This window comes from Pseudoalteromonas sp. 2CM32C (assembly GCF_023161925.1).
In the GTDB taxonomy this organism is placed as follows: domain Bacteria; phylum Pseudomonadota; class Gammaproteobacteria; order Enterobacterales; family Alteromonadaceae; genus Pseudoalteromonas; species Pseudoalteromonas marina.
Genome location: NZ_JALNTI010000001.1, coordinates 256,029 through 270,084, shown reverse-complemented (window position 1 = coordinate 270,084; position 14,056 = coordinate 256,029). Strand labels below are relative to the sequence as shown.

17 protein-coding genes are annotated in these 14,056 nt (G+C 40.3%); 13 read left to right on the top strand and 4 right to left on the bottom strand.

Translation table 11 applies throughout. The features are described 5' to 3' along the window. Window positions 1-16 precede the first annotated feature (16 nt). Entirely contained in the window at window positions 17-808 is a 792-nt protein-coding gene (locus MTF67_RS01300) for a crotonase/enoyl-CoA hydratase family protein (protein ID WP_248518501.1), read from the bottom strand. A gap of 243 nt (window positions 809-1,051) precedes the next feature. On the opposite strand from MTF67_RS01300, the gene MTF67_RS01295 reads away from it, so the two are divergent. From MTF67_RS01295 to MTF67_RS01285, 3 genes are read left to right on the top strand one after another with little or no spacing between them, the layout of a single operon-like run. Further along, on the top strand, window positions 1,052-1,372 hold the full coding sequence (locus tag MTF67_RS01295; RefSeq protein WP_006794135.1) for an HI1450 family dsDNA-mimic protein: 321 nt from the start codon (window positions 1,052-1,054) through the stop codon (window positions 1,370-1,372). 44 nt (window positions 1,373-1,416) lie between these two features. Then, window positions 1,417-2,229 (top strand): DUF481 domain-containing protein, encoded by an 813-nt coding sequence (locus MTF67_RS01290; protein ID WP_248518731.1) that lies wholly within the window; start codon window positions 1,417-1,419, stop codon window positions 2,227-2,229. Window positions 2,230-2,253: 24 nt separating this feature from the next. Then, window positions 2,254-2,742, top strand: a complete 489-nt coding sequence (locus tag MTF67_RS01285) for a hypothetical protein (protein WP_006794137.1) — start codon at window positions 2,254-2,256, stop codon at window positions 2,740-2,742. A gap of 36 nt (window positions 2,743-2,778) precedes the next feature. Here MTF67_RS01285 and MTF67_RS01280 read toward each other — a convergent pair whose 3' ends face one another. Together MTF67_RS01280 and ygfZ are read right to left on the bottom strand one after the other, a co-directional pair. Then, window positions 2,779-3,264, bottom strand: a complete 486-nt coding sequence (locus MTF67_RS01280) for a peptidylprolyl isomerase (RefSeq protein ID WP_006794138.1) — start codon at window positions 3,262-3,264, stop codon at window positions 2,779-2,781. A 12-nt stretch (window positions 3,265-3,276) separates the two neighbouring features. Then, the gene (ygfZ, locus tag MTF67_RS01275) at window positions 3,277-4,188 is read right to left on the bottom strand and encodes a tRNA-modifying protein YgfZ (RefSeq protein WP_248518500.1); all 912 of its coding nucleotides are present in this window, start codon (window positions 4,186-4,188) and stop codon (window positions 3,277-3,279) included. A 161-nt stretch (window positions 4,189-4,349) separates the two neighbouring features. Here ygfZ and MTF67_RS01270 point away from each other — a divergent pair, with 161 nt between their 5' ends. Next, entirely contained in the window at window positions 4,350-4,601 is a 252-nt protein-coding gene (locus MTF67_RS01270; RefSeq protein ID WP_006794140.1) for a succinate dehydrogenase assembly factor 2, read from the top strand. Between the two features lie 55 nt (window positions 4,602-4,656). After that, window positions 4,657-5,013 carry a hypothetical protein gene (locus MTF67_RS01265; RefSeq protein WP_248518499.1) on the top strand — a complete coding sequence of 119 codons (357 nt, stop codon included), beginning with the start codon at window positions 4,657-4,659 and terminating at the stop codon, window positions 5,011-5,013. Here the strand turns inward: MTF67_RS01265 and nadB are convergent. Continuing rightward, window positions 4,988-6,598, bottom strand: coding sequence for an L-aspartate oxidase (gene nadB / locus MTF67_RS01260; protein WP_006794142.1), 1,611 nt, complete (start codon window positions 6,596-6,598; stop codon window positions 4,988-4,990). The genes MTF67_RS01265 and nadB overlap by 26 nt on opposite strands. Before the next feature lie 246 nt (window positions 6,599-6,844). On the opposite strand from nadB, the gene rpoE reads away from it, so the two are divergent. The 8 genes from rpoE (at window position 6,845) to era (ending at window position 14,055) form a co-directional block, all read left to right on the top strand. After that, window positions 6,845-7,426 carry an RNA polymerase sigma factor RpoE gene (rpoE, locus tag MTF67_RS01255; RefSeq protein ID WP_006794143.1) on the top strand — a complete coding sequence of 194 codons (582 nt, stop codon included), beginning with the start codon at window positions 6,845-6,847 and terminating at the stop codon, window positions 7,424-7,426. A 1-nt stretch (window position 7,427) separates the two neighbouring features. Then, window positions 7,428-8,039, top strand: coding sequence for an RseA family anti-sigma factor (locus MTF67_RS01250; RefSeq protein ID WP_248518498.1), 612 nt, complete (start codon window positions 7,428-7,430; stop codon window positions 8,037-8,039). Between the two features lie 4 nt (window positions 8,040-8,043). Further along, window positions 8,044-8,994 carry a MucB/RseB C-terminal domain-containing protein gene (locus tag MTF67_RS01245; RefSeq protein WP_058428509.1) on the top strand — a complete coding sequence of 317 codons (951 nt, stop codon included), beginning with the start codon at window positions 8,044-8,046 and terminating at the stop codon, window positions 8,992-8,994. Window positions 8,995-9,013: 19 nt separating this feature from the next. Then, entirely contained in the window at window positions 9,014-9,463 is a 450-nt protein-coding gene (locus MTF67_RS01240; protein WP_006794146.1) for a SoxR reducing system RseC family protein, read from the top strand. A gap of 247 nt (window positions 9,464-9,710) precedes the next feature. Beyond that, window positions 9,711-11,501: a translation elongation factor 4 gene (gene lepA / locus MTF67_RS01235; RefSeq protein WP_006794147.1), complete on the top strand. Its 1,791-nt coding sequence runs from the start codon at window positions 9,711-9,713 to the stop codon at window positions 11,499-11,501. 16 nt (window positions 11,502-11,517) lie between these two features. Then, window positions 11,518-12,453, top strand: a complete 936-nt coding sequence (lepB, locus tag MTF67_RS01230; protein WP_008132752.1) for a signal peptidase I — start codon at window positions 11,518-11,520, stop codon at window positions 12,451-12,453. Between the two features lie 2 nt (window positions 12,454-12,455). Further along, window positions 12,456-13,133, top strand: a complete 678-nt coding sequence (gene rnc, locus MTF67_RS01225; protein ID WP_006794149.1) for a ribonuclease III — start codon at window positions 12,456-12,458, stop codon at window positions 13,131-13,133. Beyond that, window positions 13,123-14,055: a GTPase Era gene (gene era, locus MTF67_RS01220; protein ID WP_008132750.1), complete on the top strand. Its 933-nt coding sequence runs from the start codon at window positions 13,123-13,125 to the stop codon at window positions 14,053-14,055. Before rnc ends, era begins: the two co-directional genes overlap by 11 nt. Window position 14,056: the final 1 nt, after the last annotated feature.

Below are 14,056 nucleotides of genomic sequence, written 5' to 3'. Positions count from 1 at the left end.
TACCGCTATTAATGCATTACCACCGTTTGGCGTTTTTGTATTTTATATCGGATTTACCTTTTGCTTTTGCAATGGCTTTTTTTGTATTTGGGTTTACTAGTAAACGAATTTGACTCCAGGTTTCTTTTGCGAGTATTTTTCGTTGCCGTGACTTGTAGCTTAATTGAGTAATACGTTTAATGGCAGCTAGGGTATCGGGTGAGCGTTCAAGTAATGTACTCAGTAGTGCTTGGGTTGCAAGTTCAGTGTTGTTTGTTAGTTGTGTGACCAGTCCTAGCTCGTTTGCTTGCTCTGCAGTTATAGGGGTCGCATGGCTTGCAAGTAAAAGTGCTTGGTCGCGTTTAACAAGTCCGCCCATCATTACATTTGCCCCCATGTCAGGGCAAAGCCCCCAGCGAGCTTCCATTATGGCTAGCTTGGCGTCATTGTGAACAATTCTGTAATCAGCTCCTAACGCTATTTGCAAACCCCCACCCAAACAATTGCCATTAATTTGTGCAATAACAGGTACGCTTAACGACTGCCAACCCAGTACAACTTTTTGCGCTAAGTTTTGGTTGCCGGGTAACCACTTAAACAGTAATTTTATGATATTTAAAGGTGAGGCCATAACTGCGGCAATATCAAGCCCTGAACAAAAATGATCGCCATCCCCTTTTATAATTACCGCACGAATAGTACGATCCTTTTTTATATTTTTAATCGTGTTATTTAACGACACAAACATGGCAAAGTTTAATGCGTTTTGTTTATCAGCTCGACTCAAGGTAACCGTTGCAATACCGTCTTGCTTTTCTAGTTTTATCATTGTTAACTCCTCTGACCTGTTGCTTGAGCTTATGCGGTTAGAAAGGTGAAGTAAAGTGATGCTGTTTTTAAAATAGATTGAATTTATTCGTAAATGAGCAGTCTGAATGACTTGGTTTTATTTTGATAATTAACAAAGTGTGGTTTGAGGTTAAAAAAGTCAGGTTTTTAAACGCTTTTTTATCAAATAGCTAATCAGATTTGATAACATATCGCCAATTATTAAGGTTAAGGTTACGCAACTATGTCGGGTCCACGTTTATTTACAATCGAAGAAGCAACACATCAAGCTTATGATATTTTTTTAGAGTTAGCACCGAGTAACTTAAGTGATGACGACGTTGAAAACTTTAATGAATATAGAGAAGACCTTGGCTTTATTGAAGAAGATGAACCTGACGACCAGTGGCAAGATTTTGTAGCGCTTGAAATTGAGCCAGAACACTTTATTCAAGTGTTAGTGGGTTTAGAGTTTGATAATGAAGATGTGCTATTTGCAAAAATTTTAATTAGCCGTGATAAAGACGCTCCGTTTTGCCATATTTTATGGAAAGAAAGTGAATAAGCCCCACTGCTTGTTTATTTTTTATTAAGTGGCGAGAGAGAATGTTGCGTAAGTATTTATTTATAATTTTTATTTTAATTAGTGGCTCTTGCTGGGCTGTTGATCCATTTGAAGATTTTCATGAGTATGGGCAGCTTTCTGACGAAGAAATCCATGATTTGCATAAAGGTGAAATGCTTTACGGCGATACTGAGTTTGGGTTTATTTTGTCTCGGGGAAATATTAATTCAACCAGCTTCAAGCTCAAAGGTAACCTGTACCAAGATTTTGAAAAGTGGCGAAACCAATTTAAAATTGACACCCTCTATAAGCGTGACGAAAATGACGACACTGGAGACAGCGACGTAACTGCAAACCGTGTGTTTGTATCTGCACAGGGTAACTATAAAGTAGGCGTTAAAAACTCATCATTCTTTATTTATGGCGATTACGAGGAAGATCAGTTTAGTGGCCTTAAATTTAAAAGCACCATTGCAACGGGGTATGGCGCACGTGTTTATCAGGGCACTAAGAACAAAGTCGATATTGATATAGGGCCTGGCCTGTATCGTTCGGTGGCTGATGAAGAGTCAACGGTAAGTGATAGCGAAGAAAATAAAACTGGTTACTTACTTCGTGTTGCTATGCAATGGGAACGACTGGTTTCAAAACGCACTCGTTTTAATCAAGATGTGAGTATAGAGCAGTCATTGTCAGGTTTAAATTCACGATTAAAATCTGAAACTGCGCTGATTAGTCAGGTTATAGGGGCGGTGTCTCTTAAGTTTGCTTATATGTATCGTTATAATTCAAAACCCGAAGATGATAAACTTAAGTTTGATTCTGAGCTCAGTGCTACATTAGTGTATAGCTTTTAAGTATTTATTTAATTAGAGAATTATATGTATCAGCATAAACAGTATGCAGTGTTTATCTTTTTTGTTTTGACATGGATTGGTGGCTTTGTAGCACTTGCGTGGAACTTAATAGGGGCAGATTGGCCGTTAATTATTTTTGCAGGGGTGTTGGTGCTGGTGGGCTTTTTGTTTCATGGCTTAACAGTTAAAGTTGACGATAAAACAATTAGCTGGGGATTTGGCCCGGGCGTGGCTGGCCAGCAAATTATGCTCAGCGATATTTCAGAGGCAAAAGCGGTTCAAAACTCATACAGACATGGTATTGGTATTCGAATAACGCACGATGGGTGGGTTTATACCGTGTCTGGATTTAGTGCTATTCAGCTAACGCTTAACGATGGTACCTTGTATAGAGTGGGTACAAACGATCAGCAAGGGTTATTAGACGCACTAAAAAAACAAAACGTACCAATGGCGCAGCCTCAAAAGCAACAAAGCGAACCCAAAGTGGTCAAACGCAATAACATGATATAAAAAAAGCGCCTTAGGCGCTTTTTTTGTATGTTTGAGTTAGTGGTCGTGACCACAACCCCCTTCGCCATGAACATGGCCATGGGTGAGTTCGTCTTCTGTTGCGTCACGCACTTCAAGTATTTCTACATCAAAGTTAAGTGTAATACCTGCAAGCGGGTTATTGCCATCAACAATGACTTCTTCATCTTGAATATCAATAATCATTACTGATTGGTCGCCATCATCTGTTGATGCGCGAAATTGCATACCTACTTCAATTTCCATACCCTCGAACATCGATTTTGGCACAGCTTGCATTAGGTTGTCGTGGCGTTCACCGTAACCATCTTCAGGCTCAACTTTTACGCTAAGCGTATCACCAGGTTGTTTACCTAGTAGCGCATTTTCAAGGCCTGAAATGAGGTAACCAGTACCTACAATAAAATGTAGCGGCTCACCACCGAACGAGTTATCAATGCTATTGTTATCATTATCCATTACTGAATAATGCATTTTTACCACTTTGTTTGCCGCAACGATCATAGTCATTCCTATTTATTCATCATCTAAAGAGTAGGGTAAAGGCAGAATGCTTAGCTCTACCTCAGGCGCGTGTTTTGCACGAAGTACTTGCGTTGTTTCAGTATCGTTTGGCAACACAACAAGGCCAGTTAATATATTAGTTTTTTCATCAAAGCTTTGCGCAATAAGTTTACCAGCGCGGCGCCAGTTTTCACCCAGTTGTACTTCAAGTTCGGGTTCATCCAGCATGCTTTCGCTTTGCCCTGATACGATATACATTGCACGCTTATTTTTACCAAGGTACTTCATGCGCGCTACAGTTTCTTGTCCTGTGTAACAGCCTTTTTTAAAGCTGATGCCACCAATGGCTTGTAAGTTAACCATTTGCGGTACATATTCGCCAATCGCATCACTGCTCAGCTGTGGCTCGCCAGCTAATATTGCTGCTTGCTGCCATGGGGCATCGTTATCAAGCGTTAAAACGCTATCAGGGATTGCAAACTGACTATTAACCATAAGCAACACTCGGTTATCAGCAAGCTTTAATGCTTTACCGTTATCAAAGTCACACGCTATTATATTGTCGTCAAAAGCAATACCCAGCTCTGTTAAAACCGTAGATAAGTCATCACCAATAAGACCAATTAACCGGTTTGAAGACGCACTTATGTCTACTTTTGCAAATACTGCGTATTTCTTTAGCTCAACTAACGATTGCTCTACCTCAGCACTACTGCCAGATAAGTAGTAACTGTCTTGGTGAGAAAATAGCTTAAATACGCCCCAAAGTTTTCCTTTGGCGCTACAGTGGCCGGTCCATAAAAAATTGCTGTTGGTTAGTTTATTTAGATCTTGAGTAATTTGCCCGTGCAGATAAGATAATTTATCAGCACCTGTAAGGCTAATAAGTTGGTGAGATATCGGACATGCGTAAACGCTAGACATAAAAACCTTCTTTGCAATACAAATGAAGTGACATAATAACGCAGTTGCTACGTATGGTACAGACAACCACCCGCAGGGGTGTATTTATTTTATAGTTGATTAATAGCTGCTAAACCGGCTTGTGTTTGTTAAACTCGAGTCAATTCAGTATGAGGTTTAAAATGGTTGAAATTCATAGTAAAGCACGTATTCGTTGGGCTTGTCGTCGTGGTATGTTAGAGCTAGATGTTTTGTTTATGCCGTTTGTAGAAGAGGCATACGATTCTTTAAATGCAGAGCAACAAGCTATTTTTCAGCGCTTGTTAACACAAGAAGATCCTGATCTATTTGCATGGTTTATGGGCCATGAAAAATGCAAAGACGAGCAGCTAAATAGTATGGTACAACTCATATTAAACAGAGTTCGTGTATAGGTTCACTGTAAAAAATAATAAAGCAGACCACAAACCCATTGTGGTCTTTTTTTGTGTGCTTACTTTAATAATGTGTTTATTTTTAAGCTCTTTTTTGGCAATCTTAATATGTATTTTTGCCAACCTAATAACTGGGGTTTTAGTCGGGCGTAAAGTAAAAGCCTGTCAACCGCAAATGGGCGTGATTATTTTAGAGCCTAGTTTGTTTAGATTCGAAAATGACGTACATAAAATAGAAGGGCAAATAAGTCCTAAAAGCAAAGTGTTTTTGGGCAGTGTTTGGCTATTCATAAAAGGATTTAATAACAACCATTGGCTTATTCTTTCAGCCAATGGTGTTGATAAGCAAAGCTATGCCCGATTAAAACGAGCTGTTTTGAGTGCGGTTAATGGCGCTCAGGGGTCAAAATAGTGGGGGTTGGGTTTTCGTTTTGCTCAGGGTAATCAATTGTGTAATGAAGCCCTCTACTTTCTTTTCTTTGCATTGCACTTCTAATTATTAACTCTGCTACTTGTACTAAATTACGTAGCTCGAGTAAGTTGTTACTTACTCTAAAGTTAGCATAATAGTCGTGTATTTCTTGTTGCAGCAACTCAACCCGATGTAGTGCGCGCTCTAAACGCTTAGTTGAACGAACAATACCGACATAATCCCACATAAATAGGCGTAACTCATGCCAATTATGCGTAATGACTATTTCTTCGTCCGAGTTAGTTACACGGCTTTCATCCCATTGCGGCAAGGTCATGGGTTCTGGTGCATGTTCAATTTTGCTTAAAATATCTTTCGCCGCAGCATGGGCAAACACAATGCACTCTAATAATGAGTTACTTGCCATTCTGTTTGCACCGTGCAGGCCGGTGTAAGCTACTTCACCAACTGCATATAGATTATCTAAATCTGTTTTACCGTTAAAGTCAGTCATTACGCCACCACAAGTGTAGTGTGCGGCAGGGACAACCGGAATCGCTTCTTTTGTAATATCTAACCCAACACTCAAGCATTTTGCATAAATGGTAGGGAAGTGCTCAATAATAAATTCTTTATCTTTATGGCTAATATCTAAGTAAACGCAATTAGCACCTAAGCGCTTCATTTCAAAATCGATTGCGCGAGCGACTATATCACGAGGGGCTAGCTCTTCACGTTCATCAAAATCTTTCATAAAGCGAGTGCCGTCTGGGCGTTTTAAATACGCACCCTCACCGCGCATTGCCTCGGTAATTAGAAAGTTTTGTAATTCAGGGTGGTATAAGCTGGTGGGATGGAATTGGTTAAATTCCATATTAGCTACTTTACAGCCAGCTCGCCAAGCCATAGCAATACCATCACCGCTTGATACATCAGGATTAGATGTATATAAGTACACCTTACTTGCTCCACCGGTCGCAAGTGCTACAAATTTAGCTGATATAGTTTCGACTTTTTTAGCTTTTTTGTTCCACACATACATACCCTCTACATGTGTTCCTGCTTTGCCAGTATTTTTATCAGTAATTAAATCAATTGCATTGTATTGCTCAAGTAGGGTGATATTTTTATGTAATTTCACTTGGCTTATTAATGTTGTTTGAACGGCTTTACCAGTCGCATCGGCGGCATGCAAAATTCGACGATGGCTATGACCGCCTTCTCGCGTTAAGTGAAAACGCTCTTTGCCTTTGCTATCAAATTCCATGTCAAAAGGCACACCTTGGTCAATTAGCCATTGAAGGCAATCGTGTGCATTACTTGCTGTATAGTGAACAGCTTCACGGTCACATAGGCCGCCGCCAGCATCCAAAGTATCTTCAACATGCGATTCAATACTGTCATTTTTTTTATCAAATACTGCGGCTATTCCACCTTGTGCATAAAGTGTAGAGCCTTCTGTAAGCGCGCCTTTACTAATGACGGTAACGTTACAATAGTTAGCTAATGATAAGGCAAGAGATAAGCCAGCCGCGCCGCTTCCGATAATAGCGACATCTGCGATGTGATGTTTATTTTGGTTCATGTCAGGGGTACTTTGCGGTTACAATGCTTAAATAAAGCAGTATTTGTTTTTAATATTTGTAGTTGTATCATATTTGTCATACCACTATGTAGTGATTTTAATGGCTTAGCGCCGTTATTTATGAACTATTTTATATAAAAATAATATTAAGCAGAACTTTTTATTCATGCCGCGGTCAGAGTATTTGTGAACAATGGCGATAATATGAATAACAAGCAAAAACCAGACATAGGAGTACCGGCTCGAATGAGCGAGCAGGAATTGGATTTAGTGCTAGTAAGAAGAGTGCAGCAGGGCGATAAAAATGCCTTCAATCTATTAGTAAAGAAGTATCAAAACAAAATTGCAGGTTTGATCTCTCGTTATGTATCAAATCAAGGCGATATTGCTGATGTAGCACAAGAAGCTTTTATAAAAGCTTACCGTGCACTTCCCAACTTTAGAGGCGACAGTGCTTTCTATACTTGGTTATACCGTATTGCCGTTAATTGTGCTAAAAATTATTTAGTTGCTCAGGGGCGTAAGCCGCCAGCTAATGATATTGACGCTGAAGAAGCTGAATTTTATGATTGTGGTGACTCGATGCGTTCAAACGCATCACCTGAAAACCTTTTATTAAGTGAAGAGGTTCGCGCTGTAATTTTTAATACAATTGATAGTTTGCCTGAAGACCTTAAAACCGCAATAACTCTCAGAGAAATTGAGGGTATGAGCTATGAAGAAATAGCTGTGGTAATGGATTGCCCTGTAGGCACAGTACGTTCGCGTATATTTCGTGCCCGTGAAGCAATTGATAACAAATTAAACCCATTAATAGGCGAGTCTTAGTATGACAAAAGCACACCTTAACAAGTTAGATAACGAATCGTTATCTGCATTACTTGATGGCGAGCAGCACCTAGCTGATGCAAAAATTGCAGAGCAAGATGTTTCTACGTTTGGTCGTTATGCGTTAATTGGTGATGCAATGCGTGCTCAAAAAAATAATCACGACATCCATATTGATATTAGCGAACGCGTTGCTCTAGCACTTGAAAACGAGCCTGTTTATGCTGACTTTACCCAGTCGAAAGCGCAGTCTGAAGTGGCCGATAAGCCAGACCAAAATAACGTAGTGGCATTTAATTGGCGTAAGCCTGTTGCTCAGCTTGCAATCGCTGCAAGTGTCGCAATGTTTGCGATTGTGGGAGTAAGCACTTTACCGCAAAGTGATCCACAGCAAAATGAAATCCCATTACTGCAAACAACACCGTTAACAGGTATGGCGTCACCAGTGAGCTACTCATCTGCGCCCGCTCTTGAAAACGCAGAGCAAGGTTTACGTGAATTGCAACAACAGCGTATTGGCGCGTTAGTATTAGAGCATCAACGTCAAGCACGTGTTGCTAACTCTCTTCAAACAGCGCAAAATGAAACAAAAGCGCAAGAGGAAAAAAACTAATTAAATGAAAGTAATCACTTTTGTTCTGTCGTTGGTATTGAGCTTTACTGCAGTTGCCAACGACACAAACCCTGCCAAAACGCTATTATTAGAAATGGCTAATGCTGTTCATAATCGTAACTTTGATGCCTCGTTTGTGGTTGTTAAAGGTAAATCAATGGAACCCTATCGATGGGTGCACGCCAAACAAGGTGAAACTGAACTCGAACACTTGAGTTTGCTCAATGGCGCAGGCCTTGAAATGATTAGAGTCAACGACCAGGTAACTTACTTTGAACCTCAGTCTGAACCTTATTCACTAAAAACAGACTCTATTGCAGGGCCTATTCCAGAAGTACTTTTTAAAGACATACAGCGCTTAAGTGAGCACTACGATTTTGTACTAGGCGGAAAAGGGCGTATTGCTGGGCGTGCTGCACAACTTGTACGCATAGAGTCAAAAGATGAGCACAAATATAACTACTGGATTTGGCTTGATATGGAATCGGCGCTGCTGCTAAAAGCTGCTTATGTTAACCATCAAGGAGAAGCTCTTGAGCAGCTTCAGTTAACCCATATTAGTGTGACTGAACAACCAGCACCTATGCTATTAGAAGTGTTAAATCGAAATTTTCCTACACCGTTACCTGAAAACGAATTGGAAGGGGTTGATAGTTCGTCAACTAACTGGAAAATAAGCTGGTTACCTGCCGGTTTTGAGCTACTCAAATCTGATAGGCACAAGCTAGATTTGAATAACGAGCTTACGGATTACTATCTATATTCAGATGGGTTTGTTGAAGTGTCGGTATTTATTCAGCGACCACTACCTGGTAAACGTTTAAGTGGTGCACTCACCTCTGGCGCTACAACGGTTTATGTGCATAATGGCGGTAATTTTGATGTATCGGTTGTTGGTAATGTGCCAAGCCTAACTGCAAAGGCAATAGCCGAATCTGTTACGCGCGCTTTATAAACGATTCGTAAGGATTGTTATGATTGAACAAACCCTCACTGTTGTGGCCCTTAGTGGCCACACGGCTCATTTAGAAGCCGAGCAAAAGCAAGCTTGCGCTGGCTGCAACGGTCGTTGCGGCTCCCAAGTATTTAGTAAATTATTTGGCACTGCAAAAAAAACACTCCCTTATAAATTTGAGTCCCCTGTCGAAATAGGCCAGAAAATCACTTTATCCCTTGATGATAGCCATATGGTAAAACACGCATTTGCTGTGTATATGCTGCCGCTTTTTTTAAGTCTTGTTTTTGCACTTGCTACGTCTGAGTTATTACTAATGGGCGAAGGGTGGCAAATATTTGCAGCTGCGGTGGGCGGTGTTTTGGGGTTTTATATTGCAAAAACACGTGTTAAATCGCTCAGGCACGATATAAAAGTAGTAAAAATTCACCCAATTAGTATCCCTTTAACTCAAATAGATGGTGATTGACGCCAATTAAATGTAAAATTGGCGTTTTATACCCAAGTAACTTGGAAATACAGGAAGCTGTGATTTAAAACAATTTAATAAAAGTTAATCAGCATGGTTGCTGTGTGAGCCTTTATTGATTGTTTATATCATTTTTCGTCATTATGTATGTTTTAAATAATTAACAAAAGCATGCTAAAACAAGTATTTGCAAGTCACTTAGGTATCCATATTTAGTCCTTTAAATAAGAAGTATTGAACTCAGTTTATGAAGCATATCCGTAATTTTTCGATAATCGCCCATATTGACCACGGTAAATCGACCCTTTCAGATCGTTTGATTCAAGTTTGTGGCGGTTTAACCGACCGTGAAATGCAAAAACAAGTTTTAGATTCAATGGATATTGAGCGCGAACGTGGTATTACCATCAAAGCGCAAAGTGTAACGTTGAACTACAAAGCAAATGACGGCGAAACATATCAACTTAACTTTATCGATACCCCAGGGCACGTTGACTTCACCTATGAAGTATCGCGTTCTTTAGCTGCATGTGAAGGCGCATTATTAGTTGTTGATGCAGGACAAGGCGTTGAAGCGCAAACTTTAGCAAACTGTTACACCGCAATTGAAATGGACTTAGAAGTAATTCCTGTATTAAACAAAATCGATTTGCCACAAGCAGATCCATTGCGTGTTGCTGAAGAAATCGAAGAAATTATTGGTATTGATGCTTTAGACGCTGTGCAGTGTAGTGCTAAAACAGGTGTTGGTATTGCCGAAGTACTTGAAATGATCGTCAAAGATATCCCGCCGCCAGTTGGTGAAAAAGATGAGCCTCTACAAGCGCTAATTATTGATTCATGGTTTGACCCATACCAAGGCGTTGTATCGCTTGTGCGCATTAAGCACGGTGAGCTACGCACGGGTGACAAAATTAAAATCATGTCTAACGAGCACATTCATACAGCCGATCAAGTGGGTATATTCACACCTAAGCAAACCAATACAGGTATTTTACGTACCGGTGAAGTAGGCTTTGTTATCGCAGGTATTAAAGAGATTCACGGTGCCCCCGTTGGTGATACGATCACGCATCAAAGAAACGCAGCACCAGAGCGTTTACCTGGCTTTCAAAAAATTAAACCGCAAGTATATGCAGGTATGTTCCCAATTGCGTCTGACGAATATGAGTCATTCCGTGATGCGCTTAACAAGCTAAGCTTAAACGATGCGTCTTTATTCTTCGAGCCAGAAAACTCAACGGCACTTGGTTTTGGTTTTCGTTGTGGTTTCTTGGGTATGCTCCACATGGAAATTATTCAGGAACGTTTAGAGCGCGAATACGATATTGATTTGATTACAACCGCACCAACGGTAATTTACGAAATCGTAACGAAGGACGAGCGCACTTTCCAAATCGATAATCCGTCTGATTTACCCGCAGTAAATGACATTGTAGAAATTCGCGAGCCGATTGTTGAGGCAAATATATTAGTGCCGCAAGAGTACTTAGGTAATGTAATTACCCTATGTATTGAAAAGCGCGGTAGCCAAACCAAAATGACTTATCACGGTAAGCAAGTTGCAGTAACGTATGAGTTACCAATGGCTGAAGTGGTAATGGATTTCTTCGATAAGCTTAAATCTACAAGCCGTGGCTTTGCATCGCTAGATTATAATTTTAAGCACTTTCAAACCTCAGACATGGTGCGCGTTGATATTTTAATTAATGGTGAACGTGTTGATGCGCTTGCAATTATTGCTCACAGAGACAGTGCGCAATCGCGTGGACGTCAGCTTGCTGATGCGCTTAAAGAGCTTATTCCGCGCCAAATGTTTGATATTGCAATTCAAGCAGCGATTGGCCAGCATGTTATTGCGCGTACAACTGTAAAACAGCTACGTAAAAACGTAATTGCCAAATGTTACGGTGGTGATGTGAGTCGTAAGAAAAAGCTACTCAAAAAACAAAAAGATGGTAAAAAACGCATGAAACAAGTAGGTAATGTAGAAGTACCTCAAGAGGCGTTTTTAGCTATTTTGAAAGTTGGCAAATAACAACAAAGGATTATAAATGGCTGGTTACTTTTCAATTTTATTGGTGCTGTTAACCTTAGGCTCAGGCTTAATATGGTTAATAGACCACTTAATGTATGCACCAAAAAGGCAAGAGCGTTTAGCGTTAGCACAAACCTCTGCTGGCGCAAAGTTAGATGATGAAACAGCAGCATTAATTGCACCAGAGCCAGTATTAACTGAAACTGCAAAATCGATTTTTCCGATGATTGCTGCTATTACTATTTTCAGATCGTTTATCTTTGAACCTTTTCAAATTCCGTCAGGTTCAATGATGCCAACACTACTCGTGGGCGATTTTATTTTAGTACAAAAGTATTCATACGGTATAAAAGACCCCGTTTGGCGCACTCAATTAGTTGAGATGGACGAGCCAGAACGCGGTGATATTGTTGTTTTTAAGTTTCCTGGTAATGAAACAATTGACTACATCAAAAGAACAATAGGACTACCTGGCGATAAGGTTGTATACCGCGATAAGCACCTATACATTCAGCCAAAGTGTGCTGAAGGTGAAGTAAGCCGCAGTAACTTACAATGTGGTGAGTACAACAAAATTGATATGGAAGTGAAAGATAGAGGCGAGTTTATGCTAAAAGGCATGGAATCGGTTCGAATAAATGAATCGCTAACAGAAGATGGTCACGATATTTTAATTTACCCTGAGGTTCCAGAGAAAAAAGGTCGCTACTTTAGACAAGCTGGTACTCGCACCGATGAGTGGGTTGTACCCGCAGATCACTATTTTATGATGGGTGACAACCGCGATAATAGTGAAGATGGTCGATTTTGGGGATTTGTACCAAAAGAAAACTTGGTGGGGAAAGCTGTCTTTATATGGATGAGTTTTGAATTTGAGAATGGCCCTGATGATGTTTTACCAGGATGGGTTCCAACTGGTGTTCGCTTTGAACGCCTAGGTAATATTCAGTAACAATGAAAAAAAATGTAACAGAGTTATACAACAAAATCGGCTACGAGTTTTCTGATCAAGGTTTACTTGAACAGGCAATGACGCACCGCAGTCACAAAGGTCAGCATAACGAGCGCTTGGAGTTTTTAGGCGACTCAATTTTGAGTTTTGTTATTGCTAATGCACTTTATGCCAAATTCCCTAAAGCACGTGAAGGCGACTTAAGCCGCATGCGTTCAACACTGGTACGTGGTCAAACACTTGCTGAGTTTGGCGTTGAATTTGGTTTAGGTGATTACTTACGTTTAGGCCCAGGTGAGCTTAAAAGTGGTGGATTCCGCCGCGAATCAACACTTGCCGATGCAGTAGAAGCCATAATTGGTGCTGCATTTTTAGATTCAGGTATTGAGCGTTGCAGCGAGCTTATTTTATCGTGGTACGAATCACGCTTAGATGCTATTTCACCAGGGCTTAATCAAAAAGATCCGAAGACCCTGCTGCAAGAGCATCTACAAGGTCGCAAACTTCCTTTACCAGGCTACACTGTGGTTGATACAAAGGGCCAAGCGCACAATCAAACATTCACGGTTGAATGTATTGTTGATGGAATGGATAGCATAATTTCTGTTGGTAGCTCACGCCGTAAGGCCGAACAAAAAGCTGCTGAAAAAGCATTGAAGATAATTAAAAATGAATCTTGATACCCTAATACAACCTCATGAAGGTGATGTTGATACATTTTGTGGCATGATTGCCATTGTAGGACGTCCTAACGTAGGTAAATCGACTTTACTCAATGAGATTATTGAGCAAAAAGTCAGTATTACTTCACGTAAGCCGCAAACAACGCGCCACCGTATTATGGGTATTCATACAGAAGGTAAGCATCAAGCCGTTTATGTTGATACGCCGGGACTTCACATAGAAGAAAAGCGCGCAATTAACCGTTTAATGAATCGAGCTGCGTCTAGTTCGATTGGTGACGTAGAACTGATTATTTTTGTGGTTGAAGGAACACACTGGACTGCTGATGATGAAATGGTACTTAATAAAGTATCGCAAAGCGGTAAGCCAGTGATGTTGGTTATTAATAAAATTGACCAAGTGAAAGACCGTGATTTAGTGCTTCCGCACATGAAGTTATTAGGCGATAAGTTTGACTTTGTGAGCATTATGCCCGTTTCTGCTAAGCAAGGTAAAAATGTTGACCTTATAAAAGACGAAGTAACCAAACGTCTTCCGCCATGTGAGTTTTACTTTCCTGATGACTACGTAACCGATCGTTCTATGCGCTTTATGGCTGCAGAGGTTATCCGTGAAAAGCTAATGCGCTTTATGGGTGAAGAATTACCTTACTCGGTTACTGTTGAAATAGAGCAGTTTAAGTGGCAAGAAAACGGTGTTTGGCATATCAATGGGTTAATTTTAGTTGAACGTGAAACACAAAAGCGCATGGTTATTGGTAACAAAGGCGAAAAGCTAAAAGTAATTGGCCGTGAAGCCCGTAAAGACCTTGAAGAAATGCTCGATAACAAAGTATTTTTAGAGCTTTGGGTAAAAGTTAAGTCTGGTTGGGCTGATGACGAACGCGCACTAAGAAGCCTAGGCTATGGTGAAGACTAAA